Origin of the sequence: Desulfitobacterium chlororespirans DSM 11544 (genome assembly GCF_900143285.1) — a bacterium.
GTDB classification, from domain to species: domain Bacteria; phylum Bacillota; class Desulfitobacteriia; order Desulfitobacteriales; family Desulfitobacteriaceae; genus Desulfitobacterium; species Desulfitobacterium chlororespirans.
The window spans coordinates 182,407-207,047 of sequence record NZ_FRDN01000004.1 but is presented as its reverse complement, the minus strand read 5'-3'; the positions used below and the strand labels follow the sequence as shown (position 1 = coordinate 207,047).

20 protein-coding genes are annotated in these 24,641 nt (G+C 46.7%); 17 read left to right on the top strand and 3 right to left on the bottom strand.

Annotated features, from left to right (window positions below; genetic code table 11):
* Positions 1 to 13 precede the first annotated feature (13 nt).
* The 3 genes from BUA14_RS03840 to BUA14_RS03830 all read left to right on the top strand — a co-directional run bounded on the left by BUA14_RS03840 (position 14) and on the right by BUA14_RS03830 (position 2,857).
* A complete protein-coding gene (locus BUA14_RS03840) occupies positions 14 to 1,567 on the top strand; it encodes an efflux RND transporter periplasmic adaptor subunit (RefSeq protein ID WP_072771364.1) in 1,554 nt (517 codons plus the stop codon).
* A gap of 165 nt (positions 1,568 to 1,732) precedes the next feature.
* Positions 1,733 to 2,179 carry a MarR family winged helix-turn-helix transcriptional regulator gene (locus BUA14_RS03835; RefSeq protein ID WP_072771363.1) on the top strand — a complete coding sequence of 149 codons (447 nt, stop codon included), beginning with the start codon at positions 1,733 to 1,735 and terminating at the stop codon, positions 2,177 to 2,179.
* 114 nt (positions 2,180 to 2,293) lie between these two features.
* The gene (locus BUA14_RS03830) at positions 2,294 to 2,857 is read left to right on the top strand and encodes a nitroreductase (protein ID WP_072771362.1); all 564 of its coding nucleotides are present in this window, start codon (positions 2,294 to 2,296) and stop codon (positions 2,855 to 2,857) included.
* Positions 2,858 to 2,901: 44 nt separating this feature from the next.
* Here the strand turns inward: BUA14_RS03830 and BUA14_RS03825 are convergent, their stop codons facing one another.
* Together BUA14_RS03825 and BUA14_RS03820 are read right to left on the bottom strand one after the other, a co-directional pair.
* The gene (locus BUA14_RS03825; RefSeq protein ID WP_072771361.1) at positions 2,902 to 3,324 is read right to left on the bottom strand and encodes an HIT family protein; all 423 of its coding nucleotides are present in this window, start codon (positions 3,322 to 3,324) and stop codon (positions 2,902 to 2,904) included.
* Between the two features lie 430 nt (positions 3,325 to 3,754).
* On the bottom strand, positions 3,755 to 4,063 hold the full coding sequence (locus BUA14_RS03820) for a helix-turn-helix transcriptional regulator (RefSeq protein ID WP_072771360.1): 309 nt from the start codon (positions 4,061 to 4,063) through the stop codon (positions 3,755 to 3,757).
* 140 nt (positions 4,064 to 4,203) lie between these two features.
* Between BUA14_RS03820 and BUA14_RS03815 the strand changes: the two genes are divergently transcribed.
* From BUA14_RS03815 to BUA14_RS27795, 8 genes are all read left to right on the top strand, one after another.
* A complete protein-coding gene (locus BUA14_RS03815; RefSeq protein ID WP_072771359.1) occupies positions 4,204 to 4,428 on the top strand; it encodes a sporulation initiation factor Spo0A C-terminal domain-containing protein in 225 nt (74 codons plus the stop codon).
* Positions 4,429 to 4,555: 127 nt separating this feature from the next.
* A complete protein-coding gene (locus tag BUA14_RS03810) occupies positions 4,556 to 5,347 on the top strand; it encodes a hypothetical protein (protein ID WP_242954538.1) in 792 nt (263 codons plus the stop codon).
* 229 nt (positions 5,348 to 5,576) lie between these two features.
* Positions 5,577 to 5,840 (top strand): type II toxin-antitoxin system RelB/DinJ family antitoxin, encoded by a 264-nt coding sequence (locus BUA14_RS03805; protein WP_015943792.1) that lies wholly within the window; start codon positions 5,577 to 5,579, stop codon positions 5,838 to 5,840.
* 3 nt (positions 5,841 to 5,843) lie between these two features.
* On the top strand, positions 5,844 to 6,107 hold the full coding sequence (locus BUA14_RS03800; RefSeq protein WP_015943793.1) for a Txe/YoeB family addiction module toxin: 264 nt from the start codon (positions 5,844 to 5,846) through the stop codon (positions 6,105 to 6,107).
* A gap of 148 nt (positions 6,108 to 6,255) precedes the next feature.
* Positions 6,256 to 6,663: a type II toxin-antitoxin system HicB family antitoxin gene (locus BUA14_RS03795; protein WP_072771358.1), complete on the top strand. Its 408-nt coding sequence runs from the start codon at positions 6,256 to 6,258 to the stop codon at positions 6,661 to 6,663.
* 215 nt (positions 6,664 to 6,878) lie between these two features.
* Complete coding sequence (locus tag BUA14_RS03790; protein ID WP_072771357.1) at positions 6,879 to 10,304, top strand: nSTAND3 domain-containing NTPase; 3,426 nt, start codon at positions 6,879 to 6,881, stop codon at positions 10,302 to 10,304.
* A gap of 173 nt (positions 10,305 to 10,477) precedes the next feature.
* A complete protein-coding gene (locus tag BUA14_RS03785) occupies positions 10,478 to 13,930 on the top strand; it encodes an NAD(P)-binding protein (RefSeq protein WP_072771356.1) in 3,453 nt (1,150 codons plus the stop codon).
* 256 nt (positions 13,931 to 14,186) lie between these two features.
* Entirely contained in the window at positions 14,187 to 14,336 is a 150-nt protein-coding gene (locus tag BUA14_RS27795) for a hypothetical protein (protein WP_178371617.1), read from the top strand.
* Positions 14,337 to 14,446: 110 nt separating this feature from the next.
* Here BUA14_RS27795 and BUA14_RS03780 read toward each other — a convergent pair whose 3' ends face one another.
* On the bottom strand, positions 14,447 to 16,390 hold the full coding sequence (locus BUA14_RS03780) for a sigma-54 interaction domain-containing protein (RefSeq protein WP_072771355.1): 1,944 nt from the start codon (positions 16,388 to 16,390) through the stop codon (positions 14,447 to 14,449).
* A gap of 308 nt (positions 16,391 to 16,698) precedes the next feature.
* On the opposite strand from BUA14_RS03780, the gene BUA14_RS03775 reads away from it, so the two are divergent.
* The 6 genes from BUA14_RS03775 (at position 16,699) to BUA14_RS03750 (ending at position 24,632) form a co-directional block, all read left to right on the top strand.
* Positions 16,699 to 17,847: an acyl-CoA dehydrogenase gene (locus BUA14_RS03775; protein ID WP_072771354.1), complete on the top strand. Its 1,149-nt coding sequence runs from the start codon at positions 16,699 to 16,701 to the stop codon at positions 17,845 to 17,847.
* A 13-nt stretch (positions 17,848 to 17,860) separates the two neighbouring features.
* Positions 17,861 to 19,039, top strand: a complete 1,179-nt coding sequence (locus BUA14_RS03770; RefSeq protein ID WP_072771353.1) for a CaiB/BaiF CoA transferase family protein — start codon at positions 17,861 to 17,863, stop codon at positions 19,037 to 19,039.
* Positions 19,040 to 19,068: 29 nt separating this feature from the next.
* Positions 19,069 to 20,214 (top strand): acyl-CoA dehydrogenase, encoded by a 1,146-nt coding sequence (locus tag BUA14_RS03765; RefSeq protein ID WP_072771352.1) that lies wholly within the window; start codon positions 19,069 to 19,071, stop codon positions 20,212 to 20,214.
* Between the two features lie 27 nt (positions 20,215 to 20,241).
* Complete coding sequence (locus tag BUA14_RS03760; RefSeq protein WP_072771351.1) at positions 20,242 to 21,447, top strand: CoA transferase; 1,206 nt, start codon at positions 20,242 to 20,244, stop codon at positions 21,445 to 21,447.
* 175 nt (positions 21,448 to 21,622) lie between these two features.
* Complete coding sequence (locus BUA14_RS03755; protein ID WP_072771350.1) at positions 21,623 to 22,888, top strand: MFS transporter; 1,266 nt, start codon at positions 21,623 to 21,625, stop codon at positions 22,886 to 22,888.
* 199 nt (positions 22,889 to 23,087) lie between these two features.
* The gene (locus BUA14_RS03750) at positions 23,088 to 24,632 is read left to right on the top strand and encodes a class I adenylate-forming enzyme family protein (protein WP_072771349.1); all 1,545 of its coding nucleotides are present in this window, start codon (positions 23,088 to 23,090) and stop codon (positions 24,630 to 24,632) included.
* Positions 24,633 to 24,641: the final 9 nt, after the last annotated feature.

Below are 24,641 nucleotides of genomic sequence, written 5' to 3'. Positions count from 1 at the left end.
GGAGGAGCGTATCATGGGAGTGCAATTAAAGAGCGAAGAGCAGCAACAGCTTAAAGAGCAAGTCAAGGGCAAAAAAAGCAAGAAAGGGATAGTTCTGGGGATCTTAACGGTCATCGTCCTGGTTGCCGGTTGTGCAGGGTTTTACTATTTTAATGAGAACAGCCGCTATTTCACTACAGATAATGCTAAAGTCACAGCGAAAATGTATACCATTACCCCCAACGCTTCAGGAGAATTGCTGGAGTGGAAGGTAAAAGAGGGTGATCAGGTAGAGAAGAATCAAGTGCTTGGACGCCAGGCAGTTTTGCCCTATATCACCTCACCGATTCAGGGTACGGTCATTAAAAATAACTCTATTCAAGGGCAAGCCGTGACCCCTGCCTCCCAATTGGCGGTCATTGCGGATACGGATCACCTTTACATCGGGGTTAATATCGAAGAAACAGATATTGCCAGGATTAAGGTGGGACAGCGGGTGGATGTAAAGCTGGATGCCTATCCCGGTGTAACCTTTCCGGGGAGGGTTCAGGAGATAGACCGGGCTACCCAAACTTATTTCTCCGGCGCCTCCAGCTTCAGTACCAGCGGCACCTATGCCAAGGTAACTCAGCTGATCCCTGTCAAAGTGGTGATTGACAACCAGGATAATCTGCCCTTGACCTTTGGGATGAATGCCACAGTGAAAATTCACATTAAGGAAGAACCTGTCAATACTCCGTCAGGTGCTCAAGGGGGCGAAAACACCGACTCCCTGCAGGCTGTTCATTACAGCAGTGTCATTGAAGCCGCCGATCAAATGGGGGTTATCCCCAATGTTACCGGTAAAGTCAGCAAGATCAATGTAAGCATCGGCCAGCGTGTGGAAAAGGGAGAGGTGTTATTCCAACTGGATAGCACGGATCTGGAGCTGCAGGTGAAGCAGGCCGCCGCTAATTATAATGCAGCCGTGGCTTCCTATAATCACAATAAAGCTTCCTATGACAGCCAAACCGCTGTTACCCCAGCCCAGATAGCCTATAATGAGGCGATGGATAACTATACCCGCATCAAGGCACTCTATGATGGCGGAGCGGTATCAGCAGTAGAACTGAACAATGCCCAGGACAAAGTGGAGATCACCCATGCCCAACTGCAAACGGCTCAGAATTCAGCTAAAGGAGCTGTCGATGCAGCCTCCGCTCAAATGGCCAGTGCTAAGGCCGGATTGGATATTGCCCAAAAGAAATTGGACGATTGTATCGTGAGAGCGCCTATGGCCGGAGAGGTAGCGTCCAAAACCATTGAAGTGGGTATGATGGCTTCGCCCCAAGCAGCCGCCATGACCTTGATCGATACCCAAGAGGTAAAAGTGTATATCAATGTGACCGAAACGAATATTTCTCAGATTAAAGTCGGCAGTACAGCTGAGGTTAAAGTGCAGGCCATTGATGCCGCTGCCCAGGGTAAAGTGGTCAATATCGCTCCCGCCTCAGATGCTAAGACCGGCATGTTCCAAATCGAAATTCTGCTTGAGAATCCGGATAGCCTGCTCAAAGCGGGAATGATCTGTGATGTAGAGCTAAGGTAGGGTTTTTTGTGGAGGGGTGAGCTCTTCCTAAGCAAAAGGACCGTTGCAGCGAATTGATGTTCGTTGGGCAGCGGTCCGGTTATCTATTCCGGGATAAAAAAGGGGAATTTAAATTAAATATAGAAATAGATAGAAAGAAAGCATAAGGAAAGGACGGGAAGCCTCATGCAGGAAAAGACGGTGAGATTGTTAGAGAGCATCAAAAAGTTCCGCCAGCTGAGCCTGAATTTCCGGGGTAACGGAGAAATTCCGCACCGGGAAATTATGATGCTGAAGCTGATTAAGCACCGCTCAGGCGAGGGAGGAATAAGCATTTCGACCCTGAGTGAGCATTTTGAGATCAGTAAGCCGGCGGTTTCACAAATGATTAACTCCCTGGAAGACAAGAACTATGTGGAGCGGATTACGCCTAAGAGTGACCGCCGCATGGTCTATGTCCGTTTGACTGAGCTTGGGGAAGAAGCCTTAGCCGTAGCCTTTCATGGGATGCAGAAAAAGTTGGAGATTTATTTGGAGAAGATGGGGGAAGAGGATATGGCGACCTTAATCGCCCTCTTGGATAAACTTCACCGGATCATGAAGGAAGACCTTCGTGAGGAAAAGGAACAGTGAACAATGATTCGGCTCAAAGCAGCTGAAGCATTTTAAATGATTTGGTATCTATATAATACTTCTATGAAATACTATAGAATCAGGAAAATACTATAGAATGAAGGGGAATACAGGATGAATGAAACCTTGAAAGTGATAGCGGAGCGGTATTCCTGCCGTGATTTCAAAGATGAAATGCTTCCGGATGAGCTGCTGAAGGCCATAGCCGAAGCCGCGATACAGGCTCCCAGCGGTATGAACCGTCAGGATTGGCGGGTCATCGTGGTCAAGAACAAAGAACTGATGCAGGAAATGGAAGCGGAAGGGCTGGCCTATCTTGCCGGCATGGAGGATCAATCCTCTTATAACAGAATTATGGAGCGGGGCGGCAGGCTGTTCTACGGAGCCCCCTGTATGATTGTGGTGCCGATTGATCCGACCCAATATGGCCCCGCCCTGGTGGACTGCGGTATCTTATGCCAAACCATTGCCTTGGCCGCCACATCCCTGGGGATAGCCAATATTATGTGCGGCTACACCGGCCTGGCCTTTGCCAGCGGCCTGAGGGCGGAAGAATTCAGCAAGCGGTTAGGGTTCCCGGAAGGCTATGCCTTTGGCTGTTCGGTGCTGTTAGGGTATGCCAACACGACAAAACCGCCTCATGTCCCGGATAAGGATAAAATCACCTACGTGGAATAGTGGCTGAGGAGGGAAAAGGGCTCATCGGCAGTGGAAAAGACTGCTCAAGTGGAAAAGGATGTTCCTGTCATCGGCAAACGTTGCTTCTCCTGTTGGGAAAGACCGTGTATGCCTCCGTCCCTCCGGATTAATCCTCTGATGCCTCCTTTAGGGAATTCTATATCGCCTGCGTACCTGGGAATCAGATGAATATGTAAATGGGAAACAGTTTGCCCCGCCGCTTGGCCGCAGTTCATGCCGATGTTGTAGCCGTTTGGTTCAAACTCAAGGTCAAGCAGGACTTTGCACATATCCAGCAGGGAAAAAATAGCCAGCCTTTCCTGGGGAGTCGCTTCAAAGATATTGCTGACATGTCTTTTGGTGATAATGAGAAGATGCCCTTGATTTAAAGGGTGACTATCGTAGAAAGTAGTGGCCAGCTCGTTCTCCGCGATTGAATTCTGGACATGGCAAAAAGGGCAATTCATAATTCACCAACTCCTAATATAGAATACGTGATAAAATAGTATGTGCTGTTTTCTTGGCCTATGTTTGGTAATAACTGTGCAGAGACAGCTTGGTGAGTCAGGGTGGTTTCTTATTTATGATGGTAGTATTGGTTTATTGAGGTTTATGTTCTGTTTATGTTTATGTTGTGTCTCGTGATTTGCGTGGTTTGTGTTGCGGCTATGATTATCTCCATCGCATTTTCCGAATACGACGTGGTGCAAACACGTCAGCCCTGCAGGCTGTCTAACCGGAAAACGGTTAGCCCAATTTGTTGGTTATATTAAGAAATAACCGCCGCTTTTGAGCTTGGGGCGGTTATTTCTTTTTGGTTATGACTAATACCATAAGCGTGGCAAATGCAATTGCCAAACTAAATAATAAAAAATGAAGCAGGTTGTTTAACTTGCTTCATTTTTTTAGACCTTTAATGATCTCATGAATATTTCTTATTTGTTTTTCATCCAAGGCGCTTAAATCTTTAATGACTTCTTGGATTAAAGCCGGGCAGCTTGTTCCTTCGTCAAAGAATTCTTTTGGGGAGATTTTGAAATAGTCACAGATATAGAGAAACTCGGTCATGGATGGCAGGGCCTTTCCAGAAACTATGCTGTGTATGTAGCTGGGGCTGTGTCCTAGGTCAATACTCATACTTCTTTCGGAAACATCTTTCTGAATCCGTAATTCACTGATTCTGTTGCGAATAAAATTATCGTCCATAAGATCACCTCTATCTAATTCTAATAGATAGTATTGGCAACAAAGGACGATTAAATTAGTCGAATATGCTGAAATGAATAATTAAATCGTCTATAATCTAATTAATATCTTATCAGATTAGTTGAATGAGGTGATTGATTATGAATATGAGAGAAATTTATCGGAAGGTAGCTAGAAAGCATGGGGTATCGGTGAAAGAAGTTAAAAGGGATATGCAGGCTGCTATTGAGTTTGCCTATAATAGGCCGGGCAGATCGGAAAGAGAGAAAATGGTTCAGGAAAGTGTTGAGCGTGCGAATGGAGTACCAACTGTGAAAGAATTGATTGCATTTGCTGTTGGGGAGTTAAGGGAGCAAGAAAAATAAGGTTAGTGAAAAGTGCTTTTGGGATATGGCAGCGGGTTCCGTTTCATGTCCCTTGCTAAATTTGGAAGGAAATAAGGGGAAAATGCTGAATTATACTATTGTAGGAAAGTTTGGAGGAGATGAAAAGATGAATCTGAGCAAAGGCTTTCAATTGGCCAACAAGTATTATCCCTTACTGTTGGTGCCAATAATTCTTGATCTTTTGCAGCTGGGAAATATCCTGAGGAATGCACAAGGGTTCACATTTAAACTGACGATTCCTTCGGCGCTGCCAAGCATAACTCAGGTGATGAATACTGCAAATCAGGGCACGGATACCTTTAACATCAATCTACCTTATGGCTATTCGGGCCATGGTTTTTTAGCTGTATTGATAGTTATACTTTATTTGTTGGCTGGTGCATTCTTCAAAGGAGGGTTCCTGGGGTGTATCCTGGCAGGAATTAATGAAGAGGAAGTCAGTGTGAGCACCTATATACAAGCAGGAAAACAATATTTTGGCCGTTTTTTGGCTCAGTCCTTGCTCATGGTCGCTCTACTACTGGCGGTCGCCCTGTTCTTGATTGCTATAGGGCCTCTTGCACTAATCCTCATGATAGGTTTTTTTATTTTAGCCTTTTACCTGACTTTTTGGGATTATGTGATCGTTGCTGAAAATGCGGGACTTATTGAGGCGGCCCAAATTTCTTTGGCCCGGGTTCAATCCGGTTTAGGCAAGGTGTTCTTATTCCTGATACCGATTGCCCTTATTACAGCTTTATTAGGCATCATCGCCAATGCCCTGATTGCTGCTTCGTCTATTTTGGCAGTGTTAGCGATTGCCTTGTATGCCTATTTTGGAACAGCTGTTGTTTTTGCTATCATGACATTTTACTTGGAGATCGAGGGAAGCGGGGCAGGAAGTGATTTTACGGCGTGATGTCCGGCTGACGGCAACCTATGAATGTCCCCGGATTATTCAGGCAACTTCTAAAGAATATCTGAATGTGAATCGGCTGTAAATTGAAAAGATAGTCCATAGAGACATTGTTTATAACGGTTTGATGAATTTGCCCATGAATTTATGGGCAAAGATTAGATTTACGACATAAAATGAAGTAAAATATAAGTAACAGTCAATAAATATTGGTAAGGAGGTTTAGACAAAAATGGCTGAAACGACCAACTTGAATATCAGGATTGATAAAGAGCTGAAAGAGCAGGCTGAAGTGTTTTTCAATGAGTTAGGCCTGAATATGACAACCGCGTTTAATATTTTTGTGCGGCAATCCCTTCGGCAAGGAGGAATACCTTTTGATATTACGTTGAATACGGATGGCTTTTATAATCCAGCGAATATGAAAATGCTACGACAATCCATTCAGGATGCCAACGAAGGTAAGCTGACCGCTCATGATTTACTTGGTGATTAAGTAATGAAAAAGTTATGGACTGACCAAGCCTGGGCAGACTACCTATACTGGCAAAGCCAAGATAAAAAAACGCTGAAAAGAGTAAACCAACTTTTACTGGATATTGAGCGCAATGGTTATGATGGAATTGGTAAGCCGGAACAGTTGCGTGGTGATTTAGGTGGGTGGTGGTCCCGCCGTATCGATAACACGAACCGGCTTGTATATCGTATGACTGACGGGATAATCGTTATAGCAAGCTGTCGTACGCATTACGGTGATAAATAAAATAATTTGGAGGAGCAAGGGGTGGTCAGAGGGCCGCCCCTTGTTTTAATAAAGATAATTACTCCTGGAATTTGTCTACCGGGTTTGTCACACTTAATATCTTGGCCACATAGACTATGAGTAAAGCGACCGAAAAGGACTGGTAACTATGATCATGAATTATGTTTTTCCGGCCACCATGGAGCGCAATGCCCTGTCGGGCCGATATATCGTCATTTTCCCGGATCTGCCGGGCCTGATCTGTCAGGGGGAAACTCAGGAAGATGCTTATCATGATGCGGAACTCTCTTTAGGGATTCATCTGTACCATATGGAAAAGGACAACAAACCCATCCCGAAAGCTTCTGATCCCGCCGACTGGCCGAAGCGGGAGGGTGCCGAGGTTATTGTGCTGGAGGCTGATACGCTGGAGGTCCGGCAGGCTATTGATAGGAAAAGGGTTCCTAAAAATATCATGATTCCTAAATGGTTAAAAGATCTGGGGGAAGAAAATAAGGTAAATTTTGCCAAAATCCTTAAAGAAGGAGTAATGGCTGAGTTGGGAATTCCCGATTAGATCCCCGCAGCCGAGTTACCAAATTGGCAACGCTTGCCAATTTGAGCGGCGAAGGGAACAACCTGGCAAAGTCAATAAAAAAATAGAACAGCATGAAAATCCCTTGGTTCGAATGGTATAATATTCGAATAAAGGGGTTTTTTTCTTATTTTAGGGAGAACGCTTTTGAGTTTTCTGACAATGATCTGAGGCAACTCGATTGGGGAGGAAAAAACATGTCCAACTATGATTTTCATGCTTTGCTGGAACCACTGGAATTTCAAGATCTGGTTTGCGATATCGTTCAGCTCCGGGATAACATCTTTCTGGAAACCTATAAAGAAGGGCAGGATTCCGGGATTGATGGTTCATATACGGATAACACGCAAAAGATCATTGTTCAGGCCAAACGCTGCCAACAGGATTTTAATAAGCTGTATCGCGGTCTGCAGCATAAGGAATTGCCCAAAGTAAAAAAGTTGAATCCTGACCGTTATATCCTGGGTGTCTCAATGGACTTTAACCCTGAACAGAAGACAAAGATTGTGGAACTGTTTGCAGGGTATATCACCAACACCAGGGATATTTTAAGCCGAAAGGATATCAACCGCCTGCTTAGAGATCCCTTCTATGAGCACATCCAGTATGCCTATCCGAAGCTCTGGTCACCTAACCTTGCTGTTCTGGAAAAGGTGTTAAAAGAATCTGTGCACCGGGCTGCCTACAAAGAGTCGTCAGAAGATCTGAAGGATGCTATTAAAGCGTCAAAAGTTTTTGCCCCCACCAGGATTTACCGCCAGGCATTGCGGGAGTGGTCTCAGAACCAGGTCATTGTGATCTCGGGGGAGCCCGGCGTAGGCAAAACGACCATGGCTTACCTATTGGCTCTGGCTTACCTGCAGCCGGACAATCTGGCCGGATTCATCTGGGCCAATTCCATTCATGATGTCTACGCGATGATGGATGATCAGCAAAAGCAAGTCATCATCCTGGACGACTTTTGGGGCAGCATCTTTCATGATGACTATACACGAAGAAACGATGAAAATCGCCTGGACAAGCTGATCAGGCGTATTATTGAGTCCAAGGGCCAGAAGCGTCTGATTCTTACCACAAGAGAATATATTCTCCAACAAGGCTTGCAAAAACACCCTGCCCTCAGAGAAACTCTGGCTCAATACGCATTAATCTGCACCATGGAAGAGTACGGCGAGGATGAAAAGGCCAGCATCCTGTTTCGCCATCTTTATGCCTCGCATCTTGATTATCACTATGTGGATTATTTGTTCGCCAAGTCCAGTGAGATTGTAAGTCACCGGAATTATAATCCACGTGTGCTGGCGTTATTTCTGGCCTGGGAACCTGACAGAGGGTGTTCTTCTCAAGACTATTATGAGGAGTTATGTGACTACTTTGACAACCCCAGCGCCTTCTGGAAATCGATCTTTGTGGATCTCTCTCCGGAAGCTCAAATGGTGGCCATGCTTTTGCTGATTTCTTCGACCCCCATGCTTTTAACGGATATGGCTCGTTGCTACCAAAAATATATTCATGATTGCACCAAGCAAACCACGGTAAAGAATTTGAGCGAGACCATAGCGGAGCTGGAGAAGACGATGCTTAAATCGTTTTACGATGAGGAAGAAGAAGCCGTCATGTTAAGGTTCAGTATGCCGGCCGTACAGGATTTTCTGTATCAGCACCTTGAAGAAAACGGTGAGCACTATATTCCGCTCCTTTTACAATGCTGCACGTTCTACAACCAGGTGCAATTTCTCCTGGAACATCTATCCATGAAGTGCAGCAGGAGAGTTGCTGATCTTATTGTCGAGGAATGTATCTTACATTACCAGGACTATGGTGACAGCTATAGGGACTATGACGGCAGTTGGAATTGGGATGTGGACACCTTCCCCTATGAATACGAACACCTGCATAGGTTTTTTCATCTGCTGCGCTGTTATAACCCGGAAAGACATCCTGCTCTTGGGCGGTTTTTAGAAAGGGAGATAAAGAATTATTGCTTAACTATGGGCAGCAGTGATCCGGAAGCTCAATACACAGACCTACATAATCTGCCGGATATTATTGGCCGCTGTAGCCAAAAAGGGATGGTTTTCAGCGGCAAGGCCGTGATTGATAAATACTATGAGGAAGCCTCCAGCATCTATCATTATCGGGCTATGGAAAAATTCCGGGACGTGTTTCCGGAAGAGTACGGTGTATTTTATGAGACTTATTTTCCACGCATAAAAAGGAATTTGAAGGATAGGATCCTTTCTGAATTGGAGTTTCTCGAAGAATTCGCAATGGATATGCAGCTGGATAGGTTGATCGATGATATCCCGGACTTGCTTAAGGAATTCGGCCTGCGCTATACCAAAGAATTCGGACGGCAGGTACTCGACTTATGCGGCAGAGAACCGGTGCCTTTAGAAAGAAGAAAAGCCGCCTTTGCAAAGCCGCCACATGGGGGTATGGATCAAGAAGAGCGGGTCCTCGAAGCCGTTAAGGAAGATGCTGAAACCTGGCTTTTGGGCCCAGGCGAAACCGACCTGGAAGATGAACAGATTGTGGAGATGATTGCTGAGAGCGGCCTCAATCCGGAGCTGAAAGAAGAGCTGAAAAAGACCCTTAATACGGGGACGCCCTATTATATCTATAACTTTCTGCAGACCAAAGAATCTGTGGAACTGCTTCTGGCTACTTTGGAAACATCGGGAGATGAGCTTCCTGAACGGGAAAGCAGTCTTTATATGATGCTCTTGTCCTATATTGGCCGGGAAGATCTGGAATTAATAAAAAAGCTCATAAACTTTTGCACGGAAAGCTTTATTATCTTTATGTATCGGGATGAGCCTGTGCTGCGGGTCAATCAATTCTTGGCGGAGGATGTTTATCTATCCTATCTGAAGCATGACCCTGAATTTTATGACCTTGTTTTTGAGAATCTGCTGATCAGAGATGAGCAATGGGTGCGTTTTCTCCATATCCCACTCTTTATCTTCTGTCATGCTTCTATTATGGTTATGGGATGCAATGAGAAAGAATTGGCAGAATACTATCAGGATGTATGGGGAGATAATTCTAGCAAAATTAAGTATGTCACAAAATATGATTGGGGAAGCCAGGCAAGCATCGGCTATGTGGATATGGGAACGTATCATTTCCGACGATATGATTGGGAAGGATGCATGTACCGGCTGTTTGAGGAGCTGAATCCCTTTCACTTCAATCAAACCTATGTGGAACCTGCCCTAAAACGTTATTTGGATGAGCTGGGTGATGGAGGTGACGATAGTAAGGTCTTAAAGCATCTGGCCCTTTGCAGGATGCAGGCTGAATACACGGAAAAGGGCGTTTTCCGCTCTCTGGGCTGCCTGATTAGTGACGAGCTGGTGATGATCGAACACTTGTCAATCGCTGAGTTTTGGACTGAATTGCCGAGTCAAATAAGAAGGATAAGACTGAAAGAACTGCAAAAAAGGGAGAAGATATGTAAAAAAGACAGCGACAGATGGAGGATATTACTCTATGAGATAAAGGATGTTTTTTTGTTAAAAGAGCTGGGCGTTTATGATGACACTTTGAGGTTTATCAACGAAGTGGAGGGTACCTACTTAAGGTTTCTGGACGGGAATTATGAGCCAATCAAGAGTTGAATCTTTTAGTGGATATTGTAGTAAACCGCGCCATTTTGGCGCGGTTAGATTATAGATAAATGTAATCAGTAAATAAGGTCTTGACAAAACAGTGAAAAATAGTGAAAATTACTTCAAGCACAAGGAGAAGAGACCGGCAAACGAAAAGATCATAGGCAAAGGAGCGGTAAGGGATGAAAGAAGTAACGAAGCAGCGACGAATCAGGGTAACTGTCAATGGACGACAGATGGAAGTCTATGGTGATCTGACGATTCTTCAGGCTTTGCTTCAGGAGGATATCCATATCCCCCATTTATGTTACGATATCCGGCTGGAGCGTTCTAACGGCAACTGCGGGCTATGTGTGGTGGAGTTGGGAGAAGGCAGCGAGCAACAGGATGTGAAAGCCTGCCATACTCCGATTCAGGAAGGTATGCTCATTCATACCAACAGTCCGAGGCTGGAGCATTACCGCAAAATTCGTCTGGAACAGATTCTGGCGGATCATAATGCCGACTGTGTGGCGCCCTGTGTCATGACCTGCCCGGCCAATATCGATATCCAATCTTACCTGAGTCATGCGGGCAACGGCAATTTTGAGACGGCGATTAAGATGATTAAAGAGCGCAACCCTTTTCCCATCGTTTGCGGAAGAGTCTGTCCCCATCCCTGTGAGGCCCAATGCCGCCGGAATTTAATCGATGAGCCGGTGGCCATCAATCATGTCAAACGATTTATTGCCGACTGGGATATTGCCCATGAACAACCTTGGGCACCTCGTAAAAAAGCATCTACCGGCAAAAAAATTGCCGTGGTAGGCGCCGGTCCCTCAGGGCTGAGTGCTGCTTATTACAGCGCCATTCAGGGACATGATATCACCGTATTTGAGCGCCACCCCCGGGCCGGGGGCATGATGCGCTACGGAATTCCGGAATACCGCCTCCCCAAGGAGATCCTGGATCGGGAGATCGGACTGATTGCGGAGCTGGGCGTTAAGATCATGACCAACAAAGCCCTGGGCACCCATATCCGGTTGGAGGATCTGCATCAGGACTTTGATGCCGTCTATCTGGCTATTGGCTCCTGGCGGGCAACGCCCCTGCAGATCGAAGGGGACAATCTGGAAGGAGTCTGGCTGGGTATAAACTTCCTGGAGCAGGTGACGAAGGGAGCAGACCTTAAGCTGGGAAAAAACGTGGTTGTCATCGGCGGGGGCAATACGGCCATCGACTGCGCCCGAACCGCGCTGCGTAAAGGGGCGGGCTCCGTCAAGCTGGTCTATCGCCGGACCCGGGAAGAAATGCCTGCGGAATCCTATGAAGTGGAAGAAGCGATTCATGAGGGGGTTGAAATGTACTTTTTAACCGCCCCCCATAAGATCGTCAGCGAAGGTGGGCGCAAGCTGCTCCATTGTATCAAGATGACCCTTGGGGAGCCGGACCGTTCCGGCCGGCGCCGGCCAATTCCCATTGAAGGCAGTGAAACGGCCTTGGAAGCGGATACGATTATCGGGGCCATCGGTCAAAGTACCAATACCCAGTTCTTATATCATGACCTTCCTGTCAAGCTGAATAAGTGGGGAGATATCGAAATCAACGGCAAGACCATGCAGACTTCCGAGATGAAGATCTTTGCCGGCGGCGACTGTGTCACAGGTCCGGCTACAGTCATTCAGGCCGTGGCGGCCGGACGTCATGCGGCGGAGGCCATGGACAGCTTTTTGATGAAAGGCTATGTCAAGGAGCAGCCTGTGGATTACAGCTGCAGCCGCGGGTCCCTGGAAGATCTGCCCCAATGGGAATTCGAGAAGACTCCGCGGCTGAAACGGGCTCCTATGCCGGCACTGCCACCGGCGGAACGGCGGGATAATTTCCGGGAAGTGGAGACTGGGCTCAGTGAAGAGACCGCAAGAGCGGAAGCCCGACGCTGCTTAAAGTGCGGCTGCTATGAGCGTTATGACTGTGATTTGCGCCAGGAAGCCAGTCTGCACCATATTGAGTTTAAAAAACCGGTCCATGAACGCCCTTATATCCCCATCGTCGAGGATCACTCCATCATCATCCGCGACCACAACAAATGCATCTCCTGCGGCCGTTGTATCGCCGCCTGCGCAGAAGTGGAAGGCCCCGATATTCTGAGCTTCTATATGAAGCATGGCCGTCAGCTGGTGGGGACGAAGAGCGGACTGCCTCTGGATCAGACCGACTGCGTCAGCTGCGGCCAGTGTGTGAATGCCTGTCCTTGCGGCGCTTTGGATTACCGCAGTGAAATCGGCAGGGTATTCAGAGCCATCAATGATCCGGGCAAAACGACCGTAGCTTTTGTGGCTCCGGCAGTACGCAGTGTGGTATCTTCCCAGTATGGGATTTCCTATCAGGAGGCCTCCCAATTCATTGCCGGACTTCTGAAAAAGATGGGCTTTGATAAAGTCTTTGATTTTACCTTTGCCGCGGATTTGACCATTGTGGAAGAAACTACGGAATTTTTAACCCGTCTGCAAAGCCAGGAGCGGATCCCCCAGTTTACCTCCTGTTGTCCGGGCTGGGTCAATTTCGTGGAACGCCGCTATCCGGAAATCATTCCTTATCTCTCCAGCTGCAAATCCCCCCAGATGATGATGGGAGCTACGGTGAAAAATCACTTTACAGAACTGTCGGAAATCGATCCCAAGGATCTTTATGTGGTCTCTATTGTTCCTTGCATTGCCAAGAAGTATGAGGCGGCCCGTCCGGAGTTTGCAACGGATGGAATCCGGGATGTGGATGCTGTGCTAACCTCCACCGAAATGCTGGAAATGGCGGATATTAAGTTGATCGAGCCCGCAGATGTGGAGCCTCAGGATTTCTGTGAACCCTATAAACGGGTATCCGGGGCGGGGATTCTCTTTGGGGCCTCAGGGGGCGTGGCGGAAGCGGCCCTGCGGATGGCTGTGGAGAAACTGACCGGGGAGGCGATTACCGACCGGCTGGATTATCAGGAAGTGCGCGGACTCCAGGGGATCAAAGAGGCTGCCGTGGAAGCCAAAGGCAAGAAGGTCAATGTAGCGGTGATCAGCGGGCTGCACAATGTTGAGCCGATTCTGGAGAAGATCATTGAGGGGGCGGAAGTAGGCTATGATCTGATCGAAGTAATGGCCTGCCCGGGGGGCTGTATCTGCGGAGCGGGACATCCGGTGCCGGAGAAGATCGATACTCTGGAGAAGCGGCAGCAGGTTCTCGTCAATATCGATCAAACCTCCCGGTATCGCAAATCTCAGGAAAACCCCGATATCCTGCGCCTTTATGATGAGTATTACGGAGAAGCCAATTCACCCCTGGCCCACAAATTGCTGCATACCCATTATGAAGCTGTGAAAAGGGAACCTGTTGCCAAACATGACCGTAGAATGGCGGATTCTGCTTTTGTAACCCATGAGCTTACTCTGTGTACCTGTGACAAATGTACAGATCAAGGATCGAAAGAGTTGTTCGCAGCCATTTCCGGTAAGATCCGAAAGCTGAAAATGGACTCCTTTGTAACGGCCAGAACCATCCGCTTAAAGGAAAATCACCCCGGCCAAGGAGTGTATGCCGCCATTGACGGTGAGCGCATAGACACACCGTCCGAGCAGCTTGAGCAGCGGATCTTTCAGCAACTGATCCGATGAAAGGGTGCATCTTAAGCACTTTAAGAAATCAGAAAAAGAGGGTGGAATAAGTAGAGACCATCGGTAAATCCTGATAGGGCAGAATATACTTTTAAAGATAAGTGGCCCTATGGGGGCTTTACATGCAAAAAAAGTCAGCTCCTGGGATTGCTTTGTAGCAAGACAATCCCAGGAGCTTTTCTATTATGGGGGTATGTGTCACAGATTCCATCAGATGGGAGGTCTAGCTCTAATGGCTTGAGAGGGATTCGAAGGCTTGACAAATCTCTTAGGTTTCAAAGGTCTTGCCGATGCTCAGGCTGTTACGGATATCCTGATTATGTTTATTTACATTGGAGTTTGGATGGTGATTTTCAAGGGATTCAAGAAGAGCGGTTCCGAAGCGGAGAAGTTATACACCGTTTGAGTATCTGCATCTGAAGGGCAGTAGGGAAGGCCGGCTACCCGGATAGTGGTCAGATTACGGTGTGTGCTGTGTATGGTGATGAAAACTGGCCCGCCTGCGGCGGTTGTTGTTCATTTGTTCACTAAATTATATTCTCTCAATTTACGGTAGAATTTTGACCGCGAAAGCCCCATAAGATGAGCTGCTTTTACTTTATTGCCATTGCATTTGGCAAGTGAATCTTTTATTTGATTCATCTCTGCGATCTTTTTTTTGTATTCCTGAAAGACGGTGTTATTGCTATGAGTGATACTTAGGTTTTCCCTATGGAAAGTATACTCTGCAACTTCAGTGGGAAGGTCTTCAACAGTAATATAATCGGAGAAACACAGATTAATTCCTCTCTCAACTATATTGCGAAGTTCCCGCACATTGCCGGGCCAGTTGTATTCTTTCAGCATAGCCAGAGCATCCGGTGTAAACCCGGAAATATTCGTCTGAAATTGTTCATTATAAAGATTTACATAGTATTCAATCAAAAGGGGGATATCTTCGCTGCGCTCACGCAGGGGGATTAGTTCGAGAGGAATAACATTTAACCGATAATATAAATCCAAGCGAAACGTTTTATTGGCGATAGCTTCACTTAGATTTTTATTTGTAGCACTTATAATCCGTACGTCAAGGTCAATAAGTTTATCATCACCGAGCCGCATAATTTGTCTTTCTTCCAATACCCGTAATAGAGCAGATTGCATATCGATGGGCATCTCGGCGATTTCATCCAGAAAAAGAGTTCCGCCTTGCGCCAACTCGAATTTTCCCGGTGCGCCTCCTTTGCGGGCACCAGTAAAAGCACCTTCTGCATAACCAAATAATTCGCTGGCAATAAGCTCCTTTGGTAAAACAGCACAGTTTATGGAGATAAAAGGACCATGTTTTCGTTCACTGCTATTATGGATGGCTTGGGCAAATAATTCCTTGCCTGTCCCGCTCTCTCCATAGATAAGGACATTGCTGGAATTTAAAGAAGCACGTTCCGCCATTTTTTTAATACGCATAAATCGGGGGCTCATTCCGATTAAATCACTGAAATGATAAGTGCTGCGTGCTTTTTGGTTAAGAGGCTCCTTGGATTCCAGAGTAATGACCATTCCATAGATATTGCTTTCATTATTTCTAACCGACTGGCAGTAGACATGCATGGGAACATTTCGCACTATTAAGTCCAAATGATGAATGTCATTAGAGCTTAAGAAACGCAAGGCAGGCTCCAAATCAGGAATGAGTGTTTTTAGATACTTATTTTTAAAGCTATTGGGAGGAAGATTGAAAAAGCGAATCCCTCTTTTGCTGACATCGATGATTTTGCCAATTTCATTGATCAGGATTTTAGCTTTGGGGTTTAGCTTATCTTCGGTATATAGAGGTGATATGGCGAGAGCCAGCTTATTTTCTTCCGCTTGATTTCTATAACTGATATAGCTTGTGTACAGCTCGATATACTTGCTTAAAAAAGGAGAAAACTTGGAATGATTGGCGATGATAACCCAATACGAAGAATTAAACTGGCAGGATGCCGTGACATAAGGGTGCAATATTTTGCAGTAATGTTCTGCACCGACAACGACCTCTAACTTTTTTGTCTGAAAGGATAAAGCAGCTGCATTGGTCCCAATATTTTCTTCAGATAAGTTGGTTCCGATATCCCAATTTAGTTTGGCTAATCGTTTAAGTAAATCAGAATCCCCATAACTTCTTATAATATTCAAGTTTAAGTCAGTATAATAAATGGCAGCGTGAATCGATATTAAAAAATCATAGAATTCCAAGGCTAATTTATTATTGACCACAAATCGGTCATAATCCCATTCTCGCTTGGTAAAAGAATCAAGATCAGCAAATTCCGCCGGAAACGAAAATTTGGATTTAAAAGGATCAATAGGCGCTGCATTGCAGCGTTTCCAGGAATGGATAATATCCTTTCTTAAATAAGCTAATTCAACATTGGCATGATTGTTAATAAAGTCATAATAAATCGTTTTGGTTTTTTCATGATTATATTTAGCAAACACTCAATGTCGCCTCCTTACGGATACCATTAAGTTGCTGATGCTTACATTGATAATTATAGCACAAGCTTGGACTGCCCTGCTGAATTTAATTTCGACAGTAATTCAAAAAATCCCTGGGATTTGGGATGGGTATGACCGATATTTGAGACAAGTTGCCCCGGTGTCTTGAATTTCGGTCATTTTTCTTTGGGCGTGCCAAGGCCTCACCCTGAAAAATAAGGGACTCAAGGATTTGTGAAACCTGGCACGTTAATTGCATTGCATTGTACTGCGACTAGTCAAAAAAGATGAAAAGGGGTAATGGAAAAATGGATTTCAGACTGACGGAAGAGCAGGAATTGCTGCTTGAAGGGCTGCGCGAGGTGCTCAAAGAGGTGGCCACCAATGAATATCTGAAAGAGTGTGACGACAACCATGCATTCCCTCAAAAAATTGCGGAGGCCTTTGTTGAACACGGCTTTGCCCTTTTGGGTATTCCGGAGGAATACGGCGGCACCCCCTGCGACATTACGACCCAGATGCTTGTCACCGAAGAAATGTCAAAATTCGGCGTACCCTTTCCTTGCTTTTCCAACTCCTTGTTAATCGATGATATTCTGCACTTTGGCAATGAGCAACAAAAAGCGATAACCATGGAGTATGCCAAGAAAGGGTTATGCGCATTCAGCCTTGGTATCACTGAGCCGGGGGCGGGGTCCGATGACAGTGCCATGATGGCTACGGCAACACGCAGGAACGGTAAGATCTATATCAATGCTCATAAAACCTTTATCACTGAGGCGAAACAAAGACCCTATATGCTCTGCCTTACCCGGGATCTTAATGCGTCGAATCCCCATAAAGCGATCTCCATGTGGTGGGTTGATATGAGCAAGCCCGGGGTTAAGGTGATGCCCTGGGAAAAGATTGGCGGCAATACAGCCCCCACCTATGAAGTCTATTTGGAAGATGTTGAACTTGAGGAAGAAGATCTGGTCGGTGTCGAAGGGGAAGGCTTCATGAATTTGATGGGGAATTTCGAAGTGGAACGCATTCAGATTGCTGCCGGTGTTTTGGGGTGGGCTGAAGCTGCTTTTGAGGATGCCGCTGTCTATGCCAATCAACGGGTGCAATTCGGCAAGCCCATTGGCAGCTTCCAGCTGATCCAGGAAAAAATCGTGGAAATGGCCATCAAAATTGAGAACATGCGCAACCTGGTTTATAAGGCCTGCTGGGAGAGAGAGAATGGAATGCCGTTGCAGATTTCCTCAGCAACGACAAAATATTATTGCGTACGGGCAGCAAACCAAGTCATCGATGACGCTATGCAGATTATGGGGGGCATCGGCTACACCAAGGACCACAGAATATCCCGTTTGTGGAGGGATGTCCGCAACACCCGTTTCGGCGGAGGTACGGATGAAATCATGATTCACATTGCCGGCAGAGCTATCCTGAAAAAATATCGCAATAAATAATGAGGTGTTGGAAATGGCCATGCTGCTCCAGGGTATACGGGTTTTAGATTTATCACGGTTGCTGCCGGGGCCTTTTTGCACCATGACCCTGGCGGACATGGGTGCCGAAGTCCTGAAAATTGAAGATACCCAAGGCGGCGACTATATGAGGACCATGGGTAAACCGGTCGTGAAAGAAACCATGGAATTCCTGATGCATAACCGCAACAAGAAGAGTATGAGACTTAATTTAAAGACCAATGAGGGAAGAGCTATCTTCCTGCAATTGGTGAAGGATTATGATGTCATACTGGAATCTTTCCGGCCTGGGGTGGTGGATCAACTGGGTGTGGGTTACCAGGATGTCAGGGAAGTCAACCCCAATATAATCTACTGCTCCTTGAGCGGCTACGGGCAAAACGGACCTTACCGCACCATGGCGGGACATGATACGAACTACCTGAGCATCGCGGGAGTCCTGGACTCGATCGGTGTCCGGAACGGGCCGCCTGTTATGCCGGGAATTACGATTGCCGATATCGCCGGCGGATCCATGTGGGCCATCATCGGTATTCTGGCTGCCCTCATCGGCCGCAAGACGATTGGCCGGGGCGAGTATATCGATGTGGCGATGATGGATGGAGTTATGCCCTTCTTGGGATTGTACGCCGGTGATTACTTCACGGACGGGGAGGTTCCCAAGCGCGGCGAAACAGTTACGACGGGTGTCGATGCCTGCTGCCATATCTACGCAACCAAGGATGGACGTTATGTCTCACTGGCAGCTGCCGAGCCGAAGTTCTGGAAAGGCTTCTGCCAGGGCATCGGCCGTCCGGAACTGGCTCCCCTGCAATATTCCCCGGACCCGAAACGGGCGGAGATCATCGAAGAGGTCAGTGCCATCATGAAAACCAAGACCCAGGCAGAATGGACGGAATTGCTGATGCCGTTGGATATCTGCTTTACACCGGTTAAAAATCTTCAAGAGGCCTTGGCGGATCCACAAGTCCAAGCCAGAAACCTGACCCTCGATGTGGAACACCCCGTGGAAGGGACGATACGCACCTTTGCCTTTCCGGTAAAATTCACTGAAAACCCGGCTCAGCTCTATAGCCCGCCACCCCTTTACGGAGAGCATACAATGAAAGTTCTGAAAGGTATCGGCTACAGCGAAGAGCAGATCAAGGAGCTGGAAAAGCAAAAAGTCATTTAGTAAATACCTGAAAAACGGAGGACCGAACCATGGATTTTAGACTCACAGAAGAACAGGAGCTGTTGATCGAAAGCTTGCGGCAGGTCCTGGCCAATGAAATAACGGAGAGCTATCTTGCTGAATGCGATGAAAACCATATGTTTCCGGATAAATTGGCTGATGCCCTGATGAATAACGGGTTTGGACTTCTTGGAGTGCCGGAAGAGTACGGAGGCACACCCTGCGATGTTCTGACCCAGATCATGGTCATTGAGGAATTAGCCCGGGCAGGCGGGCCTGCTTATATGTTTACCAATGCGATGCTGATCGACGACATGCTGACCTTTGGCAATGAGGAACAGAAACGCATCACCATGGAATACGCCGGCCGGGGCAGAATGGCTTTCAGCCTGGGCATATCGGAACCTCAAGCCGGATCGGACGACAGTGCCATCGCCTCCACTGCTGCCCGCAGAAACGGAAAAGTTTACCTGAACGGCCATAAGACCTGGATCAGCAATGCCGGTGAATACCCTTATTGCCTGTTTTTAACCCGGGATCCTCAAGCACCTAACCCCCATAAAGCCATCTCCATGTGGTGGGTGGATATGACCAAACCAGGCATTAAGCTGCAGGCTGTCGGTAAAGTTGGTTTCAGGATGAGCAAATTCTATGAACTTTATTTTGAAGATGTGGAAGTGGAAGAAAAAGACCTCGTGGGAGTCGAGGGTGAAGGTTTCCTCCAACTGATGAAAAACTTTGAAATTGAGAGACTGGCCGGAGTTGCCGCATCCTTGGGGTGGGCTCAGGGAGCCTTTGACGATGCGGTCCGCTACGCAAACCAACGGGTGCAGTTTGGGAAACCGATCGGGAACTTTCAACTGATTCAGAAGAAAATCACCGAAATGCAGATCAAGCTGGAGACAATGCGCAGCATGCTTTACAAAGCTTGCTGGGAGAAAGAAAACGGCATGTCTGTTCAGATTTCTTCGGCCTTATGCAAGTACTATGTTGCCCGTGCTGCTCAAGAGGTTATTGATGATGCGATGCAGATCTTTGGCGGTATCGGCTATACCACAGAGACCAGGATTCAAAGATTCTGGAGGGATTGCCGTGCCAACCGGATCGGCGGCGGCACTGATGAAATCATGGTCCATATCGCCGGACAGGCTATTTTGAAGAAATACAAAAAGTAAAAATAAAAAACAAAGGGAGTGACTTTAATGAAACGTACAGAGATTCCACAATTCGGTCCTTTGCAAGGGGTCAGAGTAATTTGTGCAGGGCTTGCTACTGCAGGCCCCTATGCGGCCACGATGATGTCCGATTTCGGAGCCGAAGTCATCAACATCGAAAGCTCCGTTGTGCCTGATCAAAGCCGTGCCGCCGGTGGTTCGGCATTTAAGCAGGATCATCGCAACCAAAGAGCTTTGGCCTTGAATATTCCTTCTCCTCACGGCCGGGAAGTTTTCTACAAGTTGATTAAGGATGCCGATATTTTTATTGAAAACTCAAAAGGAGGCCAATGGAAACGCTGGGGAATAACCGATGAAACCATGTGGGAAGTCAACCCGAAGCTGGTTATCGTTCACGTAACCGGCTACGGCCTAAGCGGAGACCCGAACTATGTGGAAAGGCCTTCCTGGGATGCCATCGGCCAGGCCTTTGGCACCCTCGTTTCCGTGAATGGAACAGAAGACGTTCCCATGGCTACAAACCCTTACATGTGTGACGCAACCACCGCCCTATATGCTTCCTGGGCAGCTTTAGCGGCCTATATCCGGGTCCAGAAAACAGGAATCGGCGACAGCATCGATTGCACCCAGTTCGAGTCGGTTCTGCGCGGGCAATCAGGATGGCCTCTTAAGTATTTTACCGAAGGGTTCCAACCCGCGAGAACGGGCGGCGAAAATGCTGTAGGTGCGGCGTTTAAGGCCTTTAAATGCCAGGATGGGTTCGTCTTCATTTGTTTCGGCGGGCCGGGCATTATGAAAGTAGGGCTGCCTTTCTTTGGCTTTGAGTGGGGATCGGAGCTTTTCCCCAAAGCTGTCCCCTGGGTATTGCAAGGAACCGAAGGCGCCAGGGTTCTGGAGGCAAAAATCAATGAATGGTGTGCTGCCAAAACGGTTGAAGAAGCTGAAAAAGAATTGAATGAGGCAGGTATACCGGTCAGTCCGGTTATGACCTACGCTATGGCAGAAAAACATCCTCACTATATCGCCCGGGAAACCTTTACGGAATGGGAAACCGTCGACGGCGAAAAAATTAAGGGTGTCAATGTCGTGCCCAAACTGGCCAAGGAGCCCGGCAAGGTATGGAGGGGCGCTCCGAAGTATGGAATGGACAATGAGGACATTTTGGCTGAGTTGGGTTATTCCTCTGAAGAAATTCTTGCACTTTACAACGATAAAGTTCTGGCGAAAGAGTAGGTTCACTATCAAGGAAGCTTGTGTGCTAAGTGACAAGGCTGTCTGCTTGAAACACATGGGGTGCTGTCCATAGCACATATGGTGCTGTCTTTAGCCCATGCGGTGCTGTCCTTAGCACACAGGTTGCCTGGATTAATTATCGGCCTCAGAATGACTATGAAGGGCGGTAGATGTCATGAATAAAAAAGCTCATCACGCTTGGTGGATCATGATTAGTTGCGGGACCATATCCTTTTGTGTACTTGGCGTAGTCATGGCTTGTTCCGGGATTTTCTTTAAACCGGTGTGTGATTATTTAGGGGTTTCGAGAGGTGCTTTTTCCCTGTACATGACGATTATATATCTGGCCATGTTTATTGTTTTGCCGATAGCCGGCAAGAAAATGCCTACGGCTAACTTCAAAAAATTTCTGATTGCGGCAATGGCTGTGTTTACTTTAACTTTTGCCGCAATGTCACAATTTACTTCCTTATATCACTGGTATGCTGCCGGTGTGTTAATGGGTATTTCCGGCGCTTTTGTGATGTTCCTTCCTATCCCTATTCTGATCAACAATTGGTTTAAACAAAAAGTTGGCTTCGCTCTGGGTTTAGCCTTAGCGATGTCAGGGGTCGGAGGAACCTTGTTTAACCCTGTTGGCGCTTATATCATTCAAAACTATGGTTGGAGAACGGGCTATCTTGTCCTTGGTCTTATTGCTTTTGCGATTACCATGCCCTTTATGATCTTTGTGGTTCGTTTTAAACCGGCCGAAATGGGACTTGAGCCATATGGAGCGGCGGAAACTGCAGCAACTGCAGCAACTGCCCAAGTGCAGCCCCAGGCAGGTGCGAAGCCTGCCGAGCTGCCCGGAGTTACTGCCGGCCAGGCTTTAAAATCCTCTGCTTTTTATACTGCCTTGATTTTTGCCGGTATGATGACCATGAGCGGTACTGTGCAAACTCATATCCCCGGATATGTAACCTCGATCGGCCTTTCCGCCATCGTTGGCGGTTTTGCCATCTCCATGACATCCTTTGGCATCATCTTCGGCAAATTAGTCATGGGTTACCTGAACGACAAAATCGGTTTAAGCAAAGCCATTACCACAGGAACAATACTCTCAGCAGCAGGACTTATCACCATTTTAGCAGCGGGAAGCAATACAACATTATTATACGTCGGTGCTTTTATCTTTGGATTCGGTGGTATCTCCATGGGTACGGTTATGCCCCCTATGGTCGTCAGGCAGTTCTTTGGTCAAAAGGATTTCAGTTCAATTTTTTCCAATATCCAATCGATTACGACCTTGCTGATGGCGTTTGCGATGACACTGTATGGGTTCATATTTGACCTGAGTAAAAGCTATGCCAATTCTTTGCTGGCCTCTCTTTTGTTTTTATTAGTTGCTTACGGAGGTTATCTGCTGACTACGGTGACGGCTAAAAAGCTTCCTAAATAATGGCCGTAAAGCAGCTTGTTTTGCTCAAATACAAACCAATTTAGCTCAAATACAAACCAATTTAAATGAAGTGGAAAAACAGGTCAGCTGTTTTTCCACTTCACAATAACCAATGAATAGAGCAGATCAATCCCTTTGGTTTTTCTTAAATTTATTTAGGGCTTGGAAGCATCTTGCTAAGGTAAAGTGAGGGATGGAAATGAACAATCAAGAAACATTTCAGGGCATCCTGGATTATTGGGGAGAGATAGCGCCGGACCGGGAGGCGATCTTTGATGGGCAGCAGAGACGGACTTTTCGGGAGCTGGAAGAAGAGGTTCAGTGCCTTGCTTTTGCACTTTCTCAGCTGGAGATTAGAAAAGGGGATAAGGTGTTGACCATCATCCCCAATTGGTATGAATTCATCGTGATTTTCTTTGCCCTTGCCAAATTGGGAGCTATTCTTATTCCCTGCAACGAAATCTTTGCGAAGAATGAAATTTGTGATCGTCTGCAGCAGGTGGAACCCAAAGCAGTTTTTATCGCCCATAAGAGCCATTCTTGCCTATTGCAAGAACAAAAACTAGCTTGCGAAATCATTACGGTACGTTTTGAGGAAGAGGGCTTGTTGTCTTTTCCAAAACTTTTGGAAAAAGGAAGAAATGGCGCCGTAAAGCCGGTGGAAGTGGATAGTTACAGTGATGTTTTTACAATTATGCTTACTTCGGGTTCAACAGGGCGCCCTAAGGGAGTAGAGCTGACTTATGAGAATTTATTTCAGGGGGCTAAAAGCATTGGCGGGCGCCTGGAATGTACACACCAAGATGTTTTCCTGGTTCCTGTACCCTGCAGTCATCTCTATGGTCTGGTCACCGGAATAGTGTTGCCGTTTTATTTCGGCGGCAAGATCGTATTAATGGAGAACTACAGCCCCTGGGAAGCATTATCCTTGATAGAACAGGAAAAAGTGACCGTGCATTATGGTGTGCCCACTATGTTCATACGAGAAATTAATGAACACCTCCAGCACAAAAAAGATGTAAGTTCACTGCGGACAGGTATGATTGGCGGCACCATGGTCGATGAGCATTTGGTCCGGAAAATACGCTCCGAACTGAATTGCAATATTATGGTTGCCTATGGTTCTACAGAGGCGGTTACCGTCTCCATGACAACCTTGCAGGATGATATTGAGCTGCGGACACAAACGGCGGGGAGGCCCTATGAGGGTGTGGAGGTCAAGGTGATCGATGGGGATGGCAAAGCATTGGGGCCGGGAGAAGTTGGAGAATTGATGTGTAAAGGTTTCAATGTTATGAAAGGTTATCATCTTGCGCCGGAGGAAACGGCAAAGATCATTGATGACAATGGCTGGCTGCACACAGGTGATTTAGGAACGATTGATCACTCAGGATATATCAGGATTGTCGGCAGAAAGAAAGATACAATCATTCGCGGAGGCTATAATATCTATCCTGCGGAGGTGGAAAAGGTTTATTATACTCACCCCGAGGTTCTGGAAGTCTGTGTAATGGGTGTCATACAGGAAGAACTGGGAGAGCAGATTTATGCTTTTATCCAATTGAAAAAAGATAGTAAAGAAACGGAAACAACCTTAAGGGAGTATGCCAAAGGAAAAATTGCTAAATTTAAAATCCCTGATCATGTGATCTTAATAAAGGAAATGCTCAGGTTGGCCAATGGTAAAATCGATAAAAAAGCACTGGCAAAAGGGAGGCAGGTTATTAGGAAATATGCGGAATAAAGCCTTAAC